General features: G+C 60.2%; 21 protein-coding genes. 7 read left to right on the top strand and 14 right to left on the bottom strand.

The features are described from left to right. Positions 1-154: 154 nt before the first annotated feature. Together ACI2JH_RS03715 and ACI2JH_RS03710 are read right to left on the bottom strand one after the other, a co-directional pair. Positions 155-739 (bottom strand): S41 family peptidase, encoded by a 585-nt coding sequence (locus ACI2JH_RS03715; RefSeq protein ID WP_404735484.1) that lies wholly within the window; start codon positions 737-739, stop codon positions 155-157. Positions 740-741: 2 nt separating this feature from the next. Further along, positions 742-1,488, bottom strand: a complete 747-nt coding sequence (locus tag ACI2JH_RS03710; RefSeq protein ID WP_404735483.1) for a hypothetical protein — start codon at positions 1,486-1,488, stop codon at positions 742-744. Between the two features lie 301 nt (positions 1,489-1,789). Between ACI2JH_RS03710 and ACI2JH_RS03705 the strand changes: the two genes are divergently transcribed. Further along, positions 1,790-2,956: a hypothetical protein gene (locus tag ACI2JH_RS03705; protein ID WP_404735482.1), complete on the top strand. Its 1,167-nt coding sequence runs from the start codon at positions 1,790-1,792 to the stop codon at positions 2,954-2,956. A gap of 266 nt (positions 2,957-3,222) precedes the next feature. On the opposite strand, the gene ACI2JH_RS03700 is transcribed toward ACI2JH_RS03705, so the two are convergent. From ACI2JH_RS03700 to ACI2JH_RS03685, 4 genes are all read right to left on the bottom strand, one after another. Then, complete coding sequence (locus ACI2JH_RS03700) at positions 3,223-3,642, bottom strand: H-NS family nucleoid-associated regulatory protein (protein WP_404735481.1); 420 nt, start codon at positions 3,640-3,642, stop codon at positions 3,223-3,225. A gap of 25 nt (positions 3,643-3,667) precedes the next feature. Continuing rightward, a complete protein-coding gene (locus ACI2JH_RS03695) occupies positions 3,668-6,376 on the bottom strand; it encodes a UvrD-helicase domain-containing protein (protein WP_404735480.1) in 2,709 nt (902 codons plus the stop codon). 69 nt (positions 6,377-6,445) lie between these two features. After that, on the bottom strand, positions 6,446-7,123 hold the full coding sequence (locus ACI2JH_RS03690; protein WP_404735479.1) for a hypothetical protein: 678 nt from the start codon (positions 7,121-7,123) through the stop codon (positions 6,446-6,448). Next, entirely contained in the window at positions 7,120-7,314 is a 195-nt protein-coding gene (locus ACI2JH_RS03685; RefSeq protein ID WP_404735478.1) for a hypothetical protein, read from the bottom strand. Before ACI2JH_RS03685 ends, ACI2JH_RS03690 begins: the two co-directional genes overlap by 4 nt. Positions 7,315-7,442: 128 nt before the next feature. On the opposite strand from ACI2JH_RS03685, the gene ACI2JH_RS03680 reads away from it, so the two are divergent. The 4 genes from ACI2JH_RS03680 (at position 7,443) to ACI2JH_RS03665 (ending at position 11,016) form a co-directional block, all read left to right on the top strand. Continuing rightward, the gene (locus ACI2JH_RS03680) at positions 7,443-7,922 is read left to right on the top strand and encodes a LexA family protein (protein ID WP_404735477.1); all 480 of its coding nucleotides are present in this window, start codon (positions 7,443-7,445) and stop codon (positions 7,920-7,922) included. Further along, on the top strand, positions 7,906-8,766 hold the full coding sequence (gene cho / locus ACI2JH_RS03675) for an excinuclease Cho (RefSeq protein WP_404735476.1): 861 nt from the start codon (positions 7,906-7,908) through the stop codon (positions 8,764-8,766). The genes ACI2JH_RS03680 and cho overlap by 17 nt, the downstream gene beginning before the upstream one ends. Before the next feature lies 1 nt (position 8,767). Then, positions 8,768-10,018 (top strand): Y-family DNA polymerase, encoded by a 1,251-nt coding sequence (locus ACI2JH_RS03670; protein WP_404735475.1) that lies wholly within the window; start codon positions 8,768-8,770, stop codon positions 10,016-10,018. 71 nt (positions 10,019-10,089) lie between these two features. Next, on the top strand, positions 10,090-11,016 hold the full coding sequence (locus tag ACI2JH_RS03665) for an SOS response-associated peptidase family protein (protein ID WP_282274921.1): 927 nt from the start codon (positions 10,090-10,092) through the stop codon (positions 11,014-11,016). Between the two features lie 1,078 nt (positions 11,017-12,094). Here ACI2JH_RS03665 and ACI2JH_RS03660 read toward each other — a convergent pair. From ACI2JH_RS03660 to ACI2JH_RS03650, 3 genes are all read right to left on the bottom strand, one after another. Continuing rightward, positions 12,095-12,961 (bottom strand): serine protease, encoded by an 867-nt coding sequence (locus tag ACI2JH_RS03660; RefSeq protein ID WP_282274918.1) that lies wholly within the window; start codon positions 12,959-12,961, stop codon positions 12,095-12,097. Positions 12,962-13,189: 228 nt separating this feature from the next. Then, entirely contained in the window at positions 13,190-13,705 is a 516-nt protein-coding gene (locus ACI2JH_RS03655) for a hypothetical protein (RefSeq protein ID WP_282274916.1), read from the bottom strand. Between the two features lie 263 nt (positions 13,706-13,968). Next, positions 13,969-14,091: a hypothetical protein gene (locus ACI2JH_RS03650; protein ID WP_282274914.1), complete on the bottom strand. Its 123-nt coding sequence runs from the start codon at positions 14,089-14,091 to the stop codon at positions 13,969-13,971. Between the two features lie 396 nt (positions 14,092-14,487). Here ACI2JH_RS03650 and ACI2JH_RS03645 point away from each other — a divergent pair, with 396 nt between their 5' ends. Both ACI2JH_RS03645 and ACI2JH_RS03640 read left to right on the top strand, forming a co-directional pair. After that, entirely contained in the window at positions 14,488-15,978 is a 1,491-nt protein-coding gene (locus ACI2JH_RS03645) for a hypothetical protein (RefSeq protein ID WP_282274912.1), read from the top strand. A gap of 213 nt (positions 15,979-16,191) precedes the next feature. Continuing rightward, the gene (locus ACI2JH_RS03640) at positions 16,192-16,926 is read left to right on the top strand and encodes a MobA/MobL family protein (protein WP_404735474.1); all 735 of its coding nucleotides are present in this window, start codon (positions 16,192-16,194) and stop codon (positions 16,924-16,926) included. Between the two features lie 124 nt (positions 16,927-17,050). On the opposite strand, the gene ACI2JH_RS03635 is transcribed toward ACI2JH_RS03640, so the two are convergent. From ACI2JH_RS03635 to ACI2JH_RS03615, 5 genes are all read right to left on the bottom strand, one after another. Then, positions 17,051-18,505, bottom strand: a complete 1,455-nt coding sequence (locus ACI2JH_RS03635; protein ID WP_282274909.1) for a YfjI family protein — start codon at positions 18,503-18,505, stop codon at positions 17,051-17,053. Further along, positions 18,502-18,855 (bottom strand): hypothetical protein, encoded by a 354-nt coding sequence (locus tag ACI2JH_RS03630; protein WP_282274908.1) that lies wholly within the window; start codon positions 18,853-18,855, stop codon positions 18,502-18,504. Before ACI2JH_RS03630 ends, ACI2JH_RS03635 begins: the two co-directional genes overlap by 4 nt. An 11-nt stretch (positions 18,856-18,866) precedes the next feature. Continuing rightward, entirely contained in the window at positions 18,867-19,175 is a 309-nt protein-coding gene (locus ACI2JH_RS03625) for an AlpA family transcriptional regulator (RefSeq protein WP_282274907.1), read from the bottom strand. A gap of 423 nt (positions 19,176-19,598) precedes the next feature. Further along, a complete protein-coding gene (locus ACI2JH_RS03620) occupies positions 19,599-19,967 on the bottom strand; it encodes a RadC family protein (RefSeq protein WP_282274906.1) in 369 nt (122 codons plus the stop codon). Between the two features lie 143 nt (positions 19,968-20,110). Next, positions 20,111-21,061 (bottom strand): DUF932 domain-containing protein, encoded by a 951-nt coding sequence (locus tag ACI2JH_RS03615; protein ID WP_282274905.1) that lies wholly within the window; start codon positions 21,059-21,061, stop codon positions 20,111-20,113. Positions 21,062-21,308 lie beyond the last annotated feature (247 nt).

Genomic DNA, 21,308 nt, shown 5'->3' with positions numbered 1-21,308 from the left:
ACGTACGGCGAAGCCGGAAATCTGGTTCGCGTTCCAGAAGACGTTTAGCCGCCGGTTCTTTTGTCGTGATCTTCGCATGGAGTCGAGTCAAGGTGCCCTGTTGGCCGAAAACGGACAACCGAACTCAGACACTTAAGGTCGGAGGCGGAGCGGATCAGGGCATTGTCCGAAGCCAGGCATCAGCAGCGTTTCGTGTCGCTTGATCGCTTTCTTCTTGCACCTCGGGCGTGATGCCAACTGGATAGGTGCTGCCCGAGCGATCGGAAAACGCGGCCGTGGTAAGCATCAGCATGCTCGCGTCAGGAAGCCTGATGCTCTGATTGGACGTCGCGAGCCCAGCGGTTGGGCGGCCAAAAAAGCGCGTTCTAGTCCGGTTACGAAACGCAACTGCAACGGCCTCGCCAGAACTCGCGGTCCTCGGGCCAATCAGCACCGCCACCGGTGCGCTTGAAAGGTCCGAGCTGCATCCCTCGCTTCTGCGGATACGCCACAGTGACGAGGTGCCTGCCCGATCCACAAATGCACCAGGCGATGGCTCTCCGAGCAGGGCGCGCGGGCCCGTCAGCATGGGCCACATGTTACCGCCGCCGTTACGCCGCAGGTCGACGATCCACCCTCGCGAAGCTTCATTCGCGCGGCGCTCGATCGCTTGGCAAACCTCGGCACTGAACGCGTCGCCCTGCTCACGATCCGTGCCGACCAGGCCCGGGACTGAGATGTAGCCAATGCCGTCAGACACGCTCACCTCGACAATGTGCGTGGGCGTCGCCCACGCTCGTAGTCGACGGCGTCCCGAGGCGGCTGCAAAGCGCTGTGCCGGTCATCGAGCTGGCGAATCAAGGTCTCGACCGCGGGGTGCGCTTCGCGGGCTGGAAGACTCGTGAGCGCGGGCGTAAGCCGGCGCCTCCGCTCTGCCGGCCAATCAATGCGATCGGCGCTTAATGCCGGCGCCTCCATCGCATCCATCGCGGCTTCCAAGACTTCATAGGCCGATATCCCTGCGTCCGTCTCGCGCGTGCCGCGCAGTCGAAGCGAGCTGATTACGACCTCACCAATGCCTCGCAGCGTGGTGCCGAGCTTGATGCTGGTGGAAGCCTCGGGCACATAGAGCCGCACGGCGCGTCCCTGTGCGCCGTCTGCCGACTTGACAGGCGAAGCTGCGGAGTTTCGAAACGCGAGGCTGCCCTCAGCGCCGTCAGCTCGAATCCATAGCGCGGCTGCGCCGTCTCTCTCCAGGACGGTGATTTCGCCTGAGACCGTGATCTCCTGGCCGCGCCAATCGGTGGCATCGAGTGACGTGATAGCTCCGGCAAAGCCTGCTTCGCTCGGCGTTCCCACCGACAGCGACACAAACGCGCCCGACCCGGTCAGGAAATCGCCGGTACCTTGAACCGTTGCACCTTGGCCGGACGGTGCCCAAGGTGTACCTGCCAGGAGCGCAAACGGCGTGAGCATGAGGCTGAGCGATAGAAGCAGGTCGCGGCGCATTGGAACGTCCTTGTGCAAGCGTCGGGACTGCAGAGCTTCGTGCACGGCCGCGTGCAGGGTCAACGCATTCGAACATCTGCGCGACGCGCCACGCGTTCCACACTGCGCGATCGGCATAGGCAGCCTTGGCGGTGCTTAGACTCGAAGCATCCTGCTGCTGCCCTGGCCGTGTCCGCTTTCGGCCAGAAGCAGACATCGCTGTACGACCGAATAGATCGCCTGTGATGCTCTCGCCGGGGCTCAGCTCACATCCCGGAGGAACTGGTATCGCGTTAAACCGCACCACCAACATTGCGCAAGAATGAGGATCCATACACGCCTTGGCTTACCGCTCAACGTCATGCTTTTCGCACTCCATATCGAGGTGGCCCACAAGCTCGTGGGCATGGCCCCAGCAGCGTTCTTCGAGTACGCGACCGGGCTGAACCATATGCAATATCGACGGGGTCGCGGTTACGCAGCTCTCATAGCCCATCGTGAGCAAGTCGCAGCGCATTCGGACTCGCTGTTGCTGCGCATGCTCCAGAAGCGCGGAGTCCCTGACGCAGATTTCCGAGGGTTCAAGGAGAACATCCCCCAGGGGCATTCAGCCATCATGGTCTACGGGCTGGGTTTGCTCGACGAGCACAGCGCGCCAGCTACCCGAGAGCTAGTCGCCATGTTCGATGCGTCAGACGAACGGCTCTGCCAGTTGGAAGACACCGACGGGCCTGGCTTCCTCGCCGAGATTGGACCGCAGTCCGAGCTGGGGCCTGCCTACTGCGCACCTTTGGCGGTAGCGGGTATCCGAGGCCCCACGTTGGAGCTGTCAGCTCCTGAGCGGGCTGCCTTAGACCTAGCTCTGATCCGACGCGCCCACATGGCGCTGTCGTTCCTGGCGGCCGTGGACCACGAGATCGGGCACTGGATCGGCCGCACGAAGGCACCCGACGCCATGAGGGGCCTCCCCAGATTTGCGGTGCTGTTGGCACCACCCGGCCTGCCCGATCGGCGTCGCCACACGCCGGCCGATCCGGCCGCACGTCTCGTGGATTTCATCGGCGCTGTGGGCCACTTCTTACGCGAAGGCAGCTGGCCGGAACGTCCGGGCTCGATCGCCGACATGGGTGCCCAGGCAGATCGCTCAGGGATACGGGGTGGAGAGAGCGATCGGTTCGTTCGCGCCTTGCGAAGTGGCAAGGATCCACTGACTCGAAAGTCATTCAGGACTCTGGTCCACACCCAACTATGGACACCCAATACCAAGGCGTCCCACCTCGACGACCAAGCGGACCTGCTTGAAACGTACTTAGTGGCCACCCTCCTGTTGAACCTGCTCTTGCCAGATCACACAACCGCTGTGGGCCACCTGGACCGCACGGGCTGGCGGGAGGCTTACTTGGGATGGTGGGAGCGGCATAGACACCGCTACCCACCCCCGGTCCCGTCGACCGCCCCCAGGCTGCCGACCTGGCTCATCGACCCGTAATCAGCGCTTCGGCGGCGCGTTATTGCGGTTGCCGCCAGACGGCATACCAGGCTTGGTCGACGGCCATCCAGCCGGACCTCGAGCGCCGCCAGCAGTCGAGCCGCCCTTCGAGCCACCACCGGCCTTGCCAGCCGATCCGCCATTGCCCTTTGCCATGTTCGTCTCCTTGTGAGCCCCACACGGGGCAAGGAAAGCTTGAACGTTGGCGCGCCCCGCATAAGCCCCGAAAGTTCACAGCCGGACTCTGCAGAGGTAGGGGAAAAAACTTAAGCAGCGCCCGCCTTGTAGACGGTCCGCTTTCCAACAACGGTCTGCTTCTTGGCCGTGGGTTTGGCCAGACCTGGAATGAGGAAGTCGGCCGCCTGGTGGCCACGCTTGACTTTCGCAGCCAGCCATCGGGGCTGACTGCCCCGACCCGACCAGGTGTTACGGCGGTTCTCAGGGTCTCGGTACTTCGCAGCCACCTTCGGCGACTTGCGCGCGGCGCGCCTCGTCGGGCTGGCAGTCTCAGGCGTAGCGCCCAGAAGATCTTCGATCCCATACCCCTGCAACGCTGCGAAACGTGTCAGGTCACGTCGAACTTCTGCGATGGGGCGGCGCGTTCTGACCACCTTCAATCGTTGTTCGGCGGTCTTTATCAGCTGCGTCAGCTCAGCCAAGGAAAAGCGTTCGAGTGCGAACTTCATGGCCATAGCCTCAGTCTGGATATCGTCAATGTCGAACCATCAGGTTCGCGGTGGCGCCGCATCCATCACGGTAGCGCGAACAGCCGAGAAACGGACCATTCGACCCATTTTTCCGCTGGAGTTTGCCCTTCTTGCAGATGGGGCACCGATCACCCGCCGCCACTGGTTTGGTGATGCGCTGGGATGTGGCGGGCTGAGATCGCCGGGTCGCCCCGCCCTCTGTATTGCGCTTGTAGTCGCAAGCAGGGAAGCGGCTGCAAGCCAGAAAGGGTCCGAATCGACTGTCCCGTTGAGTCAGAACGCCTGCGCTACATCTCGGGCAAGTTTCCAGCGCATCCCCGTCGATGGGCTGGATCTCCAGTCCATTCTTCTTGCCTAACTCAACCAGGAATTGCGAAGGCTGGCCCAGCACCGTGTAGAAGCGCACCTGCTTGCGCGCGCGCGTCATGGCCACATAGAACAGCCGGCGCTCTTCGGCGTAGGGATACGGATCAGGCACGGGCATTGCAAGTTGCAGCGCCGGGTCATCCTGGATCTGACTAGGAAAGCCCATCGTGCCTTGCACGACGTTGAGAACGAACACGTACTCGGCTTCAAGACCCTTGGATCCGTGCGCGGTCCGATACTCGATCGACAGGCGCTCGGCAAACTTTCGTTGCCATGCCTTCAAGGCAGCAGGCTCATCGTTGCGATAGCGCCCCAACAGCATCACGGTCATTCGCGTGCCCTTGGCAGGCGTGAGCTTGCCATCCACTAGCAGCTGGTGCATGTGGGCCAGCTGCTTCTCGACGTAGGGGGCGATGTTCGCTTGATCCGCGAACCCATAAGCCAGCATGGGTGTCTTGGTCAGCGGATTGGTCGTCTTCACCTTCTTCTTGATCTGGGCGGGGTTGGCTTGAACGAACTGACTCGACACGTCGCACAGGTCTTGCGGACACCGGAATGTCGTGGTGAGTGACAGACGTGTGGCGTGGTCGAACGTCTTCTCGAACTCCGTCATCACCGTGATGTCCGAGCCGGCAAACCGGTTGATGCCCTGCCAGTCGTCCCCGACCACACACAGGTGCGCAGGCGGACTGGTCTGGCCCGACAGCGCCTTCAACAGGCGGATGCGGGCGCGCGAACTGTCCTGGAACTCGTCGGCCAAGATCAACGTGTACGGACTCTTGTAGGCTCCGGACTCTACGTGTCCGGCCGCGAGGATCAACATGTCCTCGAAGTCGATGAAGCCGCCGCTTTTGAGGCGCTTCTCCCACTCCGCAGCAATGCGCTCGTAGATGGCTAGATACAGCCGCAGGCGTGCGCCGAACCCGTCTTCTGACTGCGCAGCAAGCGCGTCGACCAGGTTCCGATGGGTCAGTCCGTTGTTTTTCACGTGCTGCTGGAAGACGCGGAATGATCGGGCCAGGTCTTGCTCGTGGACTGGCGCCAGACCCGTGGCCTCCCTGTTCGGGTCGAAGACAGGCTGTATGCCGTACTGGATCAGCGTTTGCTCCAGCGCCGGGATCGCCTCGCCGGTCATCAACCCGTGCGATGTGGTCTCAAAGAGTGCCGTCCCCTTCTCTTTGTGGATCTTGCGCTTCCACTTCACGCCGTCCAAGTAGTCCCCGAAATGCTTGGGGGCCTGCCCTCTGTCGTTTAGTGCGAAGTGCTCGTGGTAGAGCTTGCCTTCGGGGTAATAGAAGTCTGGGAAGTACTGCCGATGATGAGTGGTTGCTGTGTCGTGCTCGTAGGGTTGCTCGTACACGTATCTCACACCGTTGTAGAACAACCAGTTGGCGATCGTGCGCTCTTCCTTACTCTTGACCACCTCGCCGCGCGCTGTTCGAAATCCTCGAACGCCGTTTGCGTAGGCATCAGGCACATCTGGCTCGTTCCACTTTCCGACATCGCGCGCGTAGACCACGCGGAACAGATCCCAGTCTCGCTTGAAGGCCTTGTCCTGTTCGGAAAGCGTCCGAATGATGTCGCCGACTTCGCGGACATCGCCACCTGGATTGCTGGGATCAACCCAGGGCGCAAGCGACGGCTTCTTGCCGGTGGCTTTGGCGATGACATCCGTGCCGAAGGCATGAAAGGTGTTCGATCGCACCTTCTCCACCTGCGGTACGCCCTTCAACTGCTCAGCAATGCGCTGACCGACTTCTTCGGCCGTGGCCTTGTTGAATGCCAGCAACAGAATTTGTTCTGGCGTGGCCAGACCTTGATGGAGGGCGTAGCCCGTCTTAGCCACCATGGTCGACGTTTTGCCTGAGCCCGCCGCGGCCACCACCATCACGGCGTCATCCATGCAGATACACGCATGGATCTGTTCTTCGGTCAGTGGGTTCTTCTCGACCTTCGCAAAGAAGTCGCCACGCTTGAGCCTCACCAGAATGGCGTGTTGGGTATTCGCCTTGTCGAACTGACTGCGTAGCGTCGTCAAAGGCGAGTCATCGCCTACCGCCTGCTTCCAGCTTTTAGTCTGGTGCTTGGGCGCGGGATTAGACGCCAGGAAGCGGCTGGCTGTGCCCTTGGGGATCCATCGCACCGAGCCGGTGCCGGCGTATCGCGTGGCAGCGTCGATCCACTCGCGGTACGCAGCGTCGAACGTGGCCTGCCAGCGAGCCGCGTTCGCTCGAGCCTCTTCGGCTAGCTTCGGGTCGACCGGTGGCGTGGGGGGAGCTTTGGGTGTCTTCTTGCCGAAAATGGTCCCGACGAGCCAGATCAGCCCTATGAAAATCAGAAACTCCATATCCCCAAACCCAGTCCCGTGGTCTCCAGCTCCTTGGGATCATATTGCCACGCAGGTGGCAGACTGGGCCTAGCGGCGCTTTCCCAACCCCGGGCTGCCACCCTGGAGGACGGGACTGCCACCGCGGCGCCTGCGCTCGCCCTCATCGGGGCCCAACGCACGTTCCATGCGCTCCTTGGCGTTGCGCGGGGGTGGTCTGGGCGGCGCGGCAGGCGGGAGCTTGGCGATCTCCGCACGGGTCAGCTTGACTGGTGTGCGAGGCTTCTTGGGAATGATGGCCTTCGGTTCCTCCATCACCCCGGTCTTGCGGTAGCGCTTTACAGCTGCCCTCGCCAGCTTCTCCGCCTTCGATCGACAGTAGCGACGCTTCTTGCCGTCGACGATCAGGCGGTCGTAGTACGCCTTCTCGGCGGCGTTCATCGCCCTGTGGACTGCCTGGATCTGTGCTGGTTGCGGCGTCGCCTTCGTGGCTGCTCGCTTCGGCACTACTACCGGGGCGAGAACGCCGATTTTTCGGCGATCAGCCTCGGGCTTCTTCGCTAGAAGCGGACGCGCCACGGCCACGCGCTTTTGAGGTGCGGGCGCCCCCGCTTTCGTGTCCCCGGGGAAATAGCCGAGCTTCCGGAACCGCTCGACCATCTTCTCAGCCATGGTTTCGGCCCGCGCTCTGGAATAACCGAACGCACGCATGACGTCCTTCACCATGCGCTCAAACTTCGGCTTCTCGTCGTCCGTGAGTGTGATCACGGAAGCGACTCTTGCCCGCGGAACTGCTTGGCCAGTTCGCTGGCACACAGCGGTGTGCCTTTCGGGTGCGCATTGGTCACCGCGAATGCGGCTACCCTCGTTGAGTGTTCCAGCACCTGCTTGGTCATCCCGTCCTCGGCCCAGTCTTCGGGCAATGCCACGATGGCGGCCAACGCTTCCTTGCCAGACAAATTATTGCATGCAGGTCAGAAGCGACCATCGCGTGCCTGTGGCCTCGCGCAGGATGCTCGACGAGGCAGCTACGTCTCACGCGCTGAGATCCGTAAGCGGCAATGTGCACACCGTTGCTGGAGCCCAAATGTTCACGCTTTTTGACCCACCTGCCTCGTTTGTCGGCTATGCCGCCATCGACCCACCGAACCTACCGCTACCGACCGGCGCGGCTGTGGTGCAGCTGGGCTTCCCCTCCCCGGCTGAGGATTTCCAAGAGGACAGCTTGGACCTCAACCAGCTCCTCATCCGGAACCCGCTGGCCACCTACATCTATCGCGCGACAGGTCACTCGATGGCGCGCGCTGGCATCCTCGACGGCGACCTGCTGATCGTCGACCGGTCGGTCATGCCACAGAGTGGCTGCTTAGTCATGGCCGTGTGGGAGGGCAACCAGCCGGCCTGCAAGATCCTGAAGATCTGCGAGCGCCATCTTGAGCTGCACTCCGCCAACCCGGAGTTTCCGCCGATCGTCATCGACGCAGGCACCGAGGTGGAGGTGTTCGTCGTTGTCAGCATTGCGCGCCAAGTGAAGCGCGCAGCGGTGCCCCGTGCGACCGGTGCGTGACCGGCGGCGGGAAGCCGCCGCTCTATACGAGTACCCCCAGCATCTGCGGGGCGAGGTCGATGCCCTGCCTCGCGCGCCGGGCGTCTATACCTTCCACGGCCCTCAAGGCGACGTGCTGCCGCTGTACATCGGAAAGTCTGTCGACATCCGTGGCCGCGTGATGGATCACTTCCGCACGCCAGAGGAAGCGATGCTCTTGCGCCAGGCCCGTCGCATCTCCCACGTGCGCACGGCCGGCGACATCGGCGCCCAGTTACTCGAGGCGCAGATGATCAAGTCGCAGAACCCGCTCTACAACCGCAAGCTCCGGCGCACGACGCGGCAGTTCTCGCTGATGCTGCACCGGGGCAAGGTGACAGTGGTGAACTCGGCTGAGATCGACCCGGCGCGTGCGCTGGTGGTCTATGGGCTCTACTCCAGCGCACGGTCCGCGCTGTCTGCGCTGCGACGTATCGCCGATGAACAGCGGCTTTGCTACACGCTGCTGGGCATCGAGCGTGGTATGGCCGGACCGCCGTGCTTCCGGGCGATGCTCAAGCAGTGTGCCGGTGCCTGCCACGGCGCCGAGACGCTGGGCGACCATGAGGAGCGGCTGCGCGCGGCACTGGAGGATCGGCAGGTGTCAGCGTGGCCGTGGCGCGGCCCCGTGGCACTGGAAGAGCGCGGGGCCGACATGCGGCAGTACCACGTGGTGTCGGACTGGCAATACCTGGGCAGCGCAGACAACCTCACAGCGGCGAGACGCATCCGCGGTACGACTGGGCAGTTCGACCGAGATGCCTACCGCATCCTGCAGGTCCCGATTCTCGGCGGCATGCACAAGATCGTCTCGCTGGCAGCCTGACATGTTCGCCTTGGTCGACGGCAACAACTTCTATGCGAGCTGCGAGCGCATCTTTCAGCCCAAGCTGCGCGGCGTGCCTTTGGTGGTGCTGTCCAACAATGACGGCTGCGCGATCGCGCGTACGGCCGAGGCAAAAGCGCTTGGCATCAAGATGGGGCAACCCGCGCACGAGCTGAAGCATCTGGTGAAGCACCAAGGCCTTCAGATGCGCAGTGCGAACTTTGCGCTGTACGGAGACATTAGTGCGCGCGTGGTCGGCATCCTTCGCGACGAGGCGCCGCGGGTCGAGGTCTACAGCATCGATGAGTCGTTCTTGGACATGACCGGCATTCCTGATCGCGAGCAGTTCGCGCACCGGCTGCGTACGAAGGTGCAGCGCTGGACCGGAATTCCCAATTGCATCGGCATCGGACCGACCAAGACGCTGGCCAAAGCCGCGAACAAGGCGGCCAAGTCCGGCGCCGGCGTCGTCGACCTCACGGACCCGGTTCACCGCGCACAGGTGTTGACCTCGTTTCCCACGACCGACCTGTGGGGCGTGGGTGGCCGCTGGGGTGTTCGCCTAGCGCAGATCGGAATCACGACTGCTGCACAGCTGCGCGATGCACCACCCGACAGCATCCTCCAAGAGTTCGGCGTGACCTTGGCGCGCACACAGCGCGAACTGCAGGGCCACCCCTGCATCGAACTGGAAGAGGTTGCTCCGGACAAGCAGCAAATCATGGTCGGCCGATCTTTCGCCGATCGCGTAGAGGATCACGAGGCCGTGGCGCAGGCGTTGGCGACTTTTGGGGTTCGCGCGTGCGAGAAGCTGCGCCGTGAGGGCCTGGTGGCTGGCGCTTTGGGCATCTTCGCTCTCAGCGACAGGTTTCGAGCTGAGCTGCCGCAGCACAGCCCCAGTCGCACGATCAACATGCCTGCTGCGACCGACGACTCGCGGCTAATCCTATCGGTAGTGACGCAGCTGCTCCGCGGCATGCTCAAGCCAGGCATCGGCTACAAGAAGGCCGGCGTGATGCTGATGGACTTGTCGCGCCCAGAGCAGCGCCAAGGCGATCTTTTCACCCCGGCGGTTGCGGGCAACCCGAAGCTCATGGCGGCGTTGGACGGGATCAATCGCAAGTTCGGCCGCGGTGCCGCAGGGCTGGCCGCGACGGGCTGGGAAAGCCGACCGGCGTGGGGCATGCGCCAGAACTTGCTGTCACCTCACTACACGACACGCGCACGCGACCTCCCATTGCTGAAGTGCTGATAGGTCTCATCACCCGAGACCGCTCCCTCTCAGCGTTACGCTCGCCCCAACGTCCCTGAGGAATGCAGCCCATGTGCTATTCCGCCCAAGTCCATGCCGAGTTCAAGCAGTACAAGCGCGAGTTCGGTGCCGTGATGGATCTGAAGACCTATGTCAAAACGTTCTGGTGGGATCGCGGACTCAACCCGCTGAAGACGAAGGCGCCTCGCGCGGCGATTCGTGAGCTGATGGAGATTGGACCGCCCGATCTTCAGGCCAACTTGCGAGAAGCGGACACTGCCGCGATCGCCGCGCTCGAGCAGGAGATGTTCGCGCAGCGGAAGCGCGTGGCCGACGCGGAGCGAAGGTTGCTGACGAGGGAGACGAAGAAGGCTCGTGAGGACATCCGAATCGGTGGGAACGCCGTGGCCAACGCCAAACGTCGACTGGAGACACTCAAGCGCACAGTCACGCTGCCCGAAGACTCACGGATCTATCCAGGCATCTACTGCCCGGTGATGGTGTGGGAGGACGGGCAGCGGGTGGTTAAGCCGATGCGCTACCAGTGTCGTCCTGCGGGCCTCCCTTCGCGATTCGATATCGAGAAGCCCGGCACATACAACGCCAGACGCGACAACCTGGAAGGCTTCTGGAAGCGCCAGTTCGGCTACACGCACGGTGTCATTGTCGCCGACCGATTCTACGAGCACGTCGATATCGACGGTCGCAACCGGACCTTGGAATTCTTGCCGCGTACTGGCGAACCGATGCTCATTGCTTGTCTGTGGTCACACTGGACTGACCCCAAGGGCGTAGAGCCTGATCTACTCTCGTTCGCCGCGATCACCGACGAGCCAGAACCGGAGGTTGCAGCAGCTGGACATGACCGGACCATCATCAACATCAAGCCCGAGCACTTGGATGGTTGGCTCAGACCAGATCCAGGCAATCTCGAGGCGCTCTACGCCATCTTCGATGACAAGCGGCACCCGTACTACGAGCACAGAGAAGCTGCGTGACCGTTGGAACGGGATACATCGAGAGAGTCGCCAACACTGATAATTGGCAATTATGCGATTCCGCATAAAAGCCAATAATCGTGACCTGCAGCGACGCTAAGGGGGCCTGAGGCTAGTTCGATCGCCCTGGGATTCGCAGTCAGAGAGTTCTGACACACGTGGCGTGCTTGAGCTGATGGCAGGCATTGCCGCTGATGGTCGACGCTGCAATGACCTTGAGCATTGAGGTCGCCATGATCGAGATTAGAGCTTTGCCTGGTGGGCGTTATGAGGTCTTCGCTGAGGGGATTCACCAAGAGGCATTTGAAGGATGCTTGGGAGCAATCGCTGTCGCGCAAGCGCTGGCGAGTAGAGTGGCCGCGGAAACCCTCACGCCCGTCACTATCTCAACGCCTTGGGGAGAGCGCAGCGTCGCAGTGCCTTCCCGCGCCCTCGAACGGGTCCGCGCCCAGGAGGACCTCTGCGCCGTCCAAGATCCAGCGTGATCGAAGCGTCGCGATCCACTTGCGCAGCCGGTCCTGATGGCTCACGGCACGCGGTCGGGGGTAGCCCTAGACTCGCCTGATGGAATGGCAAACGGACCCCTTCCTGCGTGAAGAGATCGAGGCACCAGCGCATCGAAAGGCGTCTAGCTATGCGTGGTCCAATGTTTCGGGGCTTTGGCTACTGACCTACCAAGGACACCCCGTAGGACGCGTCCAACCGAGCGGTCAGTACAGCCTTGCATGGAGAGGTCGAGTGTACGAGGGAACTGCAGCGTCGCAGTCACAAGCTAAGAGGTTCATGACTCGGTGGATCGCAGCGCGAGGGCAGCAGTCACCAATGCGTCCCGGCCACAAGCCGCCCGCAACCCTTGTTCCATTGGCAGACTTCCTCCGCGACTACGATGCTGGGAAGTTCTGACGCTTGTCGCGTCACATCGGCAAGGTGGAGTGCGATGTCTGCTCAAGGCAAGAAGCAGACAACGATCGGGCAAGGAGTTGGGGGTGCTCATGGTGGCTAGAGGAGGCGAGGTCCTGGCCCTAAGCGGAAGCTGAACCCTTAGGCTTCGCGAGATATCGCCGATCGAGATCGCGAATCAGTCCGGAACGCGTAACGTGACCCTGCCTGACGCATCGACCGAGGTGAAGCGATCGACTGCGTGAATAGCGCCGACATTCACAAGCTCCTGGAGTAGATAGGGCCTCGTCGTCGCCGTCACCGGAGCGGCAGTGTGCCTCAACTCGATGCCAACCGCGGGCCAGACGGCCGAGATATAGGACACCTCCGGCTCGTTGCTCTCCCCCAGTTCGAAGCTGGACCCGACTATTCCGACCACGTGACTGTCTGCCGAGAAAACCGGCCCACCACTCATTCCCCCCTTAGTGACGCAGCTCGCCTCGAAACACGGGTATGGAAGCATGACGCAGTCTCGGCTGAGCTCGTGGATCGCGGCGATGGTTCCCTCGGATTCGTGGGGATTGAAGCCGATTCGGGCATGACCCTGCTCATCCAGGCGATGCGTGGATTGCGGATAGCCGAGCGCGTTGACCGACTGGTCGACGCTCGCTTGCGCAAGGGACAGGGTTGGCAAGTCCCATACGAAGTCCGCCGGCAATTCGGTTGGCTCGCGCAGGTCGACCCACAGGGCCACTACGTCGATGGTCGGCGTGTATCCGTAGCCGGTCACGGCCCACTTCATTTGGCCGTGGCGCGGATGCTGTATCGAAAAATCCACACCGAACTCCATGTTGCCGACGATCTCGTGGATGCGGCAGCCGTGGAACTGCTCAGAGACCTCGTCGATGACATGGCGTGCCGTGAGTACGAGGAAGGGTGCGACGAAGAAGCCGGACCCTAGCGGCAGCAGGCTGTGGCCGACGGTATCCGAGAAGTCACCGGCGACCAGCGCTCCTGTGTAATGCAGCCGGAAATCGTCAGGCCTAGTAGGTTGGTAGGTAGTCATTGATGTCGTTCTCTAGCTCGGTAGCCGCCAACTGGCAGCACAGTTCTTCGAAGGCCGTGTGTTGCGACCCATCCAAAGGACGAATGAGGGAAAAGCGGATGTCTGGAAGCGCCACGGTGTCCTCGGTCGCGTGCACGGTTGATCAGGCGAAAGCGTATCCGGTCGCCATCGCGCGCTGCAGGAGCGTTCGCGGAGCAGCGTCAGCTTTTTTGGTTAATAGCCGGCAGCTCAGCTGTTGGCAGCGAGAGACAGCCGGAGTCTCTCTGCGATCGCGCCAAGTCTTTGAGCGTAAGCTGCGGCAGCTTCTGCGTATGCGAGCAGCTCGCGCGGTCCCGCGTAGTTGGCATCGACCACCTCGACTTGCCAAGAAGGTGCAGAGGTTGCTGACTTGCAGTAGCTGTAGTGGACCATTCGAGTCCGAAGCCGACGCAAATCCCGGCCGATAGGGTCCTCGCGCCAGTCCTTAAATTCGGGCACGCGCGATTCGATTTCGGGCGAGGCTCCTGCGAACAGGTTGCCCGAACTAAGCCCTAATCTGAGAGCAGAGTTGGCGGCCTGAGCCACTTGGTCGATCGCTGACACTGCTGCGACCACTACACCTTCAAAGAACGCTTGAGTTGCAACGTCCGGGCGACCGTCATGCGGGGCCTTGCAATCCGCCAGGGCGAGCCTGAGCTGATCGCAATGAAAATTGGCTATTGCCGCTTTCCTCTGGGCCGCATCAACGTAGTCGCTCCAACTCACGCTGCTCCCCCTCTGCAGGCTAGTACTATTTTTTCCGATTAGAACATGTGGCCACGGCAGATGGTTGGTTCGGCGGCCTATCTAACAATGGCGGCTTGGCGACGGCCGCGTCTGAGCTCCGTGACATTACAGATGATGATTGCCTCATCGTCTTGCGCTGCGGTATTGGCGAGACGTCTTTGCGACCGGAGCAGCCCAGCCGCCTCATTTCATGCACGAGGCGGCTACTTCTTCGGCGTCCTCGTCAACGGGAACGCCCAGATTCACGCCCCCGGCGCATCCAGCGACACCTGCACGGTGGTGATCTTGGCGTCGAGTGCGGTCACCACTTCGGCGGTGAGATCGTTGCCGAGATTGCCACCGAGTACGACGCCGCGCTCGAGCAACAGACAGGCCGCGCCGTGCGATGCGCCCGTGCAATGCGTTCGAGAGCATCGCGCCGCAGCGCTTCCACATACCTGCCGACGGAACCTTCGTCATCGCATCACTTCTGTTGCACCAGCGCAAACTGCGGTGGTGTCAGACGAGCGACGGTAGCATGCTCAAGTTGCGCGTCGATTGCAGCAAACCGGATCGGACTGGTCTGATCGCAGAACGTACGCCCCATGTCTCCGATGCGCCCTCGCGCTGGCCAATGCTCGCCAACGGCGTACCGCTCAGGACCAGCACCTCCCCGCTGCACCCGAGCCCACGCAAGCTCAAAATATTTCCAGCTAGGACCCTTGATATCGGCATCACCGTCGCAACGTCGATTGACCGTGAGCAAGAAAGGACCCTGAGCGATGGACACAACACGAACCGATAAGACCAAGAACAAGAGCAAGCCGCCGCGCACGGCGCGCTTCGACTTTTCAGACGCATCCTCCAGTGATGGCGCTCAAACCGGCACCCTGAAACAGCTACTAGAAGAGCTGACCTACGAGCGCAACACTACTCCGCAAGGGAAGTCCATCGACAAGGATGGAAAGCAGATGAGCGTGCGTCAGTTGACGCCGGTTCTGCGGCTCCTTCGCTCGATCTCCGGCAAGCCACTGACGAGCATAACTGAGCTACATCCGTTATCAGACATCAAAACCATCAAGACGCTCCACACCTACAGCTACGACAGTGGGACTCACTTGGTCAGCCTACTCGAGCCGCCCGGCATCGATTCGCAAGCCGTGATGAACATCCTGACTTCACCGCCCAATGAAGAAAGTCGAAAGGTCCTTGATGCGAAGAAAAACATCATCAACGACCTTGAGCTGGAGATCAGCGAAGAGGATAAGAAGCAGGTTGATTTGCTCTTCAGCTCTCCGATCACACCGCACGCCCATTACCAGCAAACAAACGAGTCGATCGACAAGGTCTTGCTCACCCACTTCCATTTGGACAACGACAGAGCAATCCTGCTCCAGGCAGACGACTACCTTGTTGCGAAGACCCAGGAGTTCTGGCGCTCTTCGAACCTCCCCGTTAAGGAGCAGAGCCTGCACCTCGCCGCGTACGTCTATCTGAGATCTTTAGAGTTCTTCCATTCACTGAATTTTGAGATCACGACGAACCGCCTGATACCCAATGATAAGCGCATCGACAATGTCCTCGTGGACTTCAGTCAGATCTGCAGATCATTGCCGGCAGTAGACGGAATCGTCATCAAGGGCGACACGCCGTTCATGTCGATCGAAGAGGTGTCTTCGTTCTGCAATGACCATGCGTCAGATCTTGCCGGACTCGTCGCAGCAGCCACAGGATATTCGTATGGCAAGCGCGACATCCTTGGTAAGGACCTGCGCAGAGCGACATGCGCTCTTGCTCTGTACCTTGCGTCCATCAAGTTGCCAAGCGATCAGAACCCCAAACCTATCGGTGTAGTGCACGTTGTCGCAGCCTTCTGTTCTGTCCTGCATCAGCGCAAGCTGAAGTCCAAGCAGAAGAAGTCGCGTCGGTATGGATCCAAACTCTCATCTCCGCAGAAGCAACTCGACGCATACCTTGCCGGCAAGGAAAAGTACGTTGCACCCCCCGCCCAGTTCGTTTACTGCGAGCGCACGCTCTGGTACTGCCACGCACTGGTAGGAAGGGCGCATGTGAGCGCCTCTCACATGAGAGTGCAGGCCGAACAGTCGAAGCTTCTGTTGGAGATCTATGGATCTCTAGATCCCAGAACCATTCACGAACTCACCGCCCAGTATCGCGAGCATATGGTGGGAGCTGCACAGAGCCTCGTCACCGAGCACGGTAGAGAACATATCCAGTATGAGTGGATCCACGGACTACGTTCTGAACGCTAGTCAGTAAATTCTTACTCCACCTACGCTATTGATATGGAAATGTAGAGCTCAACAACGTCACCGACAACATCTCACTGAAATGATGCGATGGTGGAAGGGGTAACTGCACGCGCACTTACCCTTTCTCCTAGAACTGACGCAAAACGTTGCACTCCCATTTCCCAGGCAGCCGACGAGAACGATCTCGTCGGCTTTTTTCTTGGGAGAACAGAAATGGCAACTTTTCACCACAGCGTTAAAAGCGGCAAGAAGGGCAGCGCGCGCCGACACGCTTGTTACATCGAACGTCTCGGCGCTCATGGAGTGCATAGCGACCTGATCCACTCAGGCTACGGCAACATGCCGGCCTGGGCCGAAATGGACCCCAACATGTTCTGGGGCATGGCCGACCGCTACGAGCGCAGCAACGGCTCCGCATACCGAGAACATGAGATCGCCCTGCCCAACGGGCTTACACCCCAACAACTGATCGCCTTAGCTGAACGTCTCGTCCGCGCTCTGGCCGGGAGCAAACCCTATCACTACGCTATCCACTCGCCAGAAGGAAAACTGGAAGGCATCCACAATCCGCATATCCACCTAATGATCTCGGACAGAGTCCCAGATGGACTCGATCGGTCACCGCAACAAACGTTCTCTCGCTTCAACGCGAAACAACCCGAAGCAGGTGGTCGCCGAAAGGACAGCGGCGGAAGGAGTCCGGCAGAGCTATCGCAGCAAGTCACTGCGACTCGCATGCTTGTGGCTCAGACGCAGAACCAGTTTCTTGCTGACCACGGTTACCACGAGCGCGTAGATCATCGGAGCCTTCGCGACCAGGGCCTCAAGCGTCAGCCCGAACGCCACTTGGGACAGCGCTTCGTCAAGGATATGGCACACGCAGAGAGGGAGCAGTACGTCTTGTGCCGGCGTAGCCTGGGCGCCGCTAGCGCATTTGGCAACCGCTAGGATCACCCCTCGAATCCTCGTGATTCCGCGATTTTGTCGCGGAATCGCCCACGCTCGACTGGGTCAGAAGAAAAAAAAAGGCTCCAGCTGGAAGCTGGAGCCCAAGCTTATAGCGCGGCTCTGATTAGGTCTTCATCGTGCGAAAGAACGCGTTCAACAGCTGCAGGTAGATCTTCCTGCTCCGATAGTCCTTCACGATCGAGATGCCTCCCCGGGCTTCCAGCAACTCCAACGCGGCGTTGAGGCGCGTCTTGTCGCGCACTCGGCCATTGCGCAGAACATCGTTCTTAAGAACATGCGTGTCGGAGAATGGACCTTGCCAGACGCGCTCATACAAGTACGTAGCTGTCGCATCCGCATCGACCTCGTGCTGGGGGATCACAGACTGCGGAGAGAACAGATACTTGTACTCGTCAACGTGCCAACGAACGATTTCGAACGCGCGATTCAGGGTGTCCAAGGTGATGTCACCGCGCTCGCCGCTGAAGTACTGCATGGCCGCGGCAAGGCGTGCGAGAACTTCCATGACCTTGGCCGCAAAGTCGTTGATGTCGTTCAGGTACTCGCCATGCCGCAACATTGCTTCGGTCTGACCGGCGAGATCAACCCATCGCGAGGTTGCGTCAGTTGAGAAGCCAATCAGTTCGCGCTCGATTGATCCCGTCTTAAGCATTTCGCGATACTTGTTCAAATGGCCCTCGATCTGAGCGTGGAAGATCGGCAGATGCACCCAACTGGACTCCTCTGACCCGACATGCCGATACCCCATCTTTGAGCGAGGCCAACCGACGAGGTATCGGGCCCAGTGCCCGCTCCCCTTGGCTACCGATCCTCGCCGGTCCAAGAACTGCTTCAACGGAGCGTGCTGCGTCATGATGCTGACTGAGACGCGAGGGTTCATCGCAAGCAGGTGCTCGTTCTCGGCGCGGTCAAGCGGAAGCGCTTCTGGGGAATCCCAAAGCCGATTGAGAAGCCCAAGATGTGACATGGCTTCGCTCTTGAAGAGCATATGTCCTTCATCCGTCGTGATCCCTATCGACTCGCCATCACCTTGCAACGCTTCCATGATTGCCTTGGCCGTGATGTCCTGGCGCAGAAAGTGACGCAGCCTTGGCTTGGTCGGAACAGAGCGAGCATGTTCAAGCATGGCCGCTTCCAGATCCGCTGTCGGACGTCCCTTGCCCGTTGCCCTGCTGACCGCTGTGCGCAGCCCCTTCCCCTTAGCGATCCACAAACCATACTCCGCCTGAAAGATCTCCATCTTCGAGCGATGTTCGGTGAGTTCCTGCATGTCAGCCTGGCGAAAAGGAGCGAGCACCAACGATGACACCGTGGACTTCCGCTCACCGGATTCCGCAACGAGAAGGATGTTCTGCGAGACTGGACGAATCTGACCAGTCGGCATTTTCACGTCGATCGAGCCCTGGCAAGCCATCGAGATCGCGTTGATGAGAGCCATGCCGATCATCGCGTCTGGTGCCTGCACGTTACGAACGAGCTCGAAGGCTGTTTCCCGCACGATGTGATGGAAGGACGCCAAGGGATAGTCCGGAGCAAACGCTCGAGGCACGCTGTTCATCGAGCATCCTCCGCGTCCTCAGTCGGATCGTTCGCATCATCTTCAGCGCTGATGAGGAGCGGCTGCCGGCATGATTCGCATGCGACCAGCTCGCCAGACGCCGAGCGAATCTCACGCTCGGCACTCAAGAGCTTACGGAACTGAACCAAGTTGACCGCATGTCCGTAGGCAGCGTTGAACTCCACCAGCAGCACACTCTTGCGTACTTTTCGAGCCATGTGCTGCTCGAAAACTTGGTATGCCTCTTTGAAGTCCCGCTCGATTTTTCCTTTGCCGTTGGCAGCCTTCTGATTCAGAGCCAACTCCAGTTTAGACAGCGCGCTCGTGCTTCCGCCCAGCTGTTCGATCATGCTAGCCATGCTCAGTTCCCCTCCTTGTGACCACGGAACTTCGCAGCGCGCGCTTCCATCCACGCCATGACTTCATGAGTCCAATAGAACTTCGGGGACCGATCGCTGTCGTAAAGCGGGATGCCTTGAGGGAAGTCGGGATCCGTCTTCATCAGTTCGAAAGCTTTGCTACGACCGAGGGAGGTCGCTTTGAGCAGGCCCCGAAGTCGCAGAGTTGGACTGTCTGGCCAAACCGCACCGGGATCTGTCGTACGCACGACATCCGGCGAGTCCATGTTTCGTTTAGCGTTGCTGCGGTACGCAGTCTCGTTAGTGTTCATTTCGATTCCTACAAGTGTTTGATCAGGACTGAAGGAATCCGGCCGGTTCCTAGCTCGAGGTCTGCTCGAGCTGTGTCCAGTTCAGTGCATTTCGGAATCTATTTCGCTGCAGAAATTTGCGTCAAATTTGCAGCGAGTTAGAACTGGAGTCGCACAGCCACCGTTGCAGGCTCGTCTAATCGAGCTCTTCTTTTATATAAATCAATGACTTGCGGAATCGTCTCATGACTACCCGCGCGAGCTGATCAGCCGCTGCTGCCGCATGGCATACCCGAACCATGGACAAGCCAAGTCAGCAGCATTCATAGATCGGCGCCTGTTGCAGACGCGCCGGAGACACGCAGACCTATCCCTCGGACCTGGGAACGCACCTCTCCAGGGTTGGCGGGGGGCCGTCCTTGGCCCCCGATCGCGCCTGCACAGCTAGACCATCCCCTTGGCGGCCATAGAGACCGCTGCAAGGTTGGTGACTACGAAATGATCCAAAAGGCGGATCTCGACCAAAGCTAGCGCGCCTTTTAGCCGACCTGTAATCGACCGATCGGCACTGGACGGCTGTACGTCGCCACTGGGATGGTTGTGAGCCAGCATCACCGCAGCTGCGTTCAGTGCAAGCGCTCGCTGCACAACGATTCTCGGATGCACCTCCGACTGATCAATTGTCCCGGAGAACAATCTCTCGACGGCAAGAAGTCGATGCCGATTGTCAAGGAAAGCAACTTCGAAGTGCTCCCTGGGCTCACTCGCCAATCGCAGACGGAAGAACTGTGCAGCTGACTCAGGGTCACTCATCAGGCAGCCATCTGAAGCAGCTCTTCGCTCAATGATGCCGAGCGCGCGCGCGATTGCACGGTCCTCTAGCCTCCTCGACCTACACGCTGCGCTTGACGTCGAGCTGAGCCCTAGATCATCTGATCTTCCTTGGATCGACACCATCAGCCGATCAGCCTTACAGCTTCATCCCAAGCACGACGCTTGATGACTTGGCCTTCTCCGAACCACGCTGCATCCCTACGGTGATCGTCGCTTCTCGCTCGTCGGTGGTGATCTACGAACTCAGTAACGCTATTAAGAACCCCCCATGCAGTTCCCTTGCTCGACTTAAGCAGGGAGCCACGTCCTCCGCCCTCGTAAAGCGCTCGTACATGAGCAACAGCCCGCTCATTGACAACTGACTCGCCAGTGGCGCCATAAGTCAGAACTCGTCGCAGAAGTCCATCCACGGAATCAGGATCTACGGGTGTCTCACACAGTAGTCGCATGTTCTTGGCGAACACGTCCCAGCCAGCAACAGTGATACCCAGCTGCTCTTTAACGACCTCAGGTCTGAACTGGCTTCGATGTGGCACCTTCACAGCCCCGGCCTTTTCTCCCACGGCGATCTGAAGGGTGTTGTTGCAAACCACACGCACTGACGTGAACTGCGCGGTAGTAGCCAGCGTGCCGTCGCACGCTGTGGCTAGTAGCAGATAACCATCAACCCTATCCTGCTTCGAAAGGGTCTCGGACTGACCCGTTCGGGCAAGCGCCCAAAACTTCCTGCCTCCCTTCAGTACACCCGCCGTCTCGAGCTCGAAGCCATGTAGGGACGTAAGATCTCGATAGAACTCGAGTACTTCCTCAGGCTGGACGACTTGATAGCGTTTTGAGACAACTGCCAGCGGCGTCAACGTGTCAGATCTGTAAAGCACCTTCTGCTCTGGATACCCATGGGTGTCCGATTCGCCACATGACGCACTTCTGTACTCGACCTCTGCCTCGTTGATTGCCCAGTCCATACCCGCTGCGGTCTTCCAGGTCTCGATCGACTGGTCTTTATTCAGCCTGCTTCCCAACCCATGCCAAGGCCGATCTCCAACGTAGGCCATGTTCTCCACGTAGTGCATAGAAGTATCCCTATTTTTTTATGGCGCACAAAAAGCACAAGGCCCGGGCAATGCCCGGGCCTTGTGGGATCTTTTTCTCGCTTGGAATCAGCCCGAGGAGTTCACCCCGGGAACCTTGTAAGAGCGTGCAATCGTGGCGAGCATTGATGCCGCTATCACCAGCGCAAAGTAGATAACTTCAGTCTTTCCTCTCATATCGACACCTGTACCTGTGCGCCGCATGCGGAGCGCACATACGCAAGACTGA

It is taken from the genome of Stenotrophomonas sp. NPDC078853 (genome assembly GCF_044901215.1).
GTDB classification, from domain to species: Bacteria; Pseudomonadota; Gammaproteobacteria; order Xanthomonadales; family Xanthomonadaceae; genus Stenotrophomonas; species Stenotrophomonas lacuserhaii.
Note: the sequence above shows the minus strand (reverse complement) of the source record. Positions and strands in the feature narration are given on the sequence as shown.

What these genes read in the sequence shown, in the direction of transcription:
- ACI2JH_RS03625 (WP_282274907.1), bottom strand. Translation starts at nt 19,175, where the DNA reads ATGAACACTAACGAGACTGCGTACCGCAGCAACGCTAAACGAAACATG.
- ACI2JH_RS03670 (WP_404735475.1), top strand. Translation starts at nt 8,768, where the DNA reads ATGTTCGCCTTGGTCGACGGCAACAACTTCTATGCGAGCTGCGAGCGC.
- ACI2JH_RS03680 (WP_404735477.1), top strand. Translation starts at nt 7,443, where the DNA reads ATGTTCACGCTTTTTGACCCACCTGCCTCGTTTGTCGGCTATGCCGCC.
- ACI2JH_RS03700 (WP_404735481.1), bottom strand. Translation starts at nt 3,642, where the DNA reads ATGAAGTTCGCACTCGAACGCTTTTCCTTGGCTGAGCTGACGCAGCTG.
- ACI2JH_RS03620 (WP_282274906.1), bottom strand. Translation starts at nt 19,967, where the DNA reads ATGAGTGACCCTGAGTCAGCTGCACAGTTCTTCCGTCTGCGATTGGCG.
- ACI2JH_RS03710 (WP_404735483.1), bottom strand. Translation starts at nt 1,488, where the DNA reads ATGCGCCGCGACCTGCTTCTATCGCTCAGCCTCATGCTCACGCCGTTT.
- ACI2JH_RS03640 (WP_404735474.1), top strand. Translation starts at nt 16,192, where the DNA reads ATGGCAACTTTTCACCACAGCGTTAAAAGCGGCAAGAAGGGCAGCGCG.
- ACI2JH_RS03615 (WP_282274905.1), bottom strand. Translation starts at nt 21,061, where the DNA reads ATGCACTACGTGGAGAACATGGCCTACGTTGGAGATCGGCCTTGGCAT.
- ACI2JH_RS03635 (WP_282274909.1), bottom strand. Translation starts at nt 18,505, where the DNA reads ATGAACAGCGTGCCTCGAGCGTTTGCTCCGGACTATCCCTTGGCGTCC.
- ACI2JH_RS03660 (WP_282274918.1), bottom strand. Translation starts at nt 12,961, where the DNA reads ATGACTACCTACCAACCTACTAGGCCTGACGATTTCCGGCTGCATTAC.
- ACI2JH_RS03705 (WP_404735482.1), top strand. Translation starts at nt 1,790, where the DNA reads ATGAGGATCCATACACGCCTTGGCTTACCGCTCAACGTCATGCTTTTC.
- ACI2JH_RS03695 (WP_404735480.1), bottom strand. Translation starts at nt 6,376, where the DNA reads ATGGAGTTTCTGATTTTCATAGGGCTGATCTGGCTCGTCGGGACCATT.
- ACI2JH_RS03630 (WP_282274908.1), bottom strand. Translation starts at nt 18,855, where the DNA reads ATGATCGAACAGCTGGGCGGAAGCACGAGCGCGCTGTCTAAACTGGAG.
- ACI2JH_RS03665 (WP_282274921.1), top strand. Translation starts at nt 10,090, where the DNA reads ATGTGCTATTCCGCCCAAGTCCATGCCGAGTTCAAGCAGTACAAGCGC.
- ACI2JH_RS03645 (WP_282274912.1), top strand. Translation starts at nt 14,488, where the DNA reads ATGGACACAACACGAACCGATAAGACCAAGAACAAGAGCAAGCCGCCG.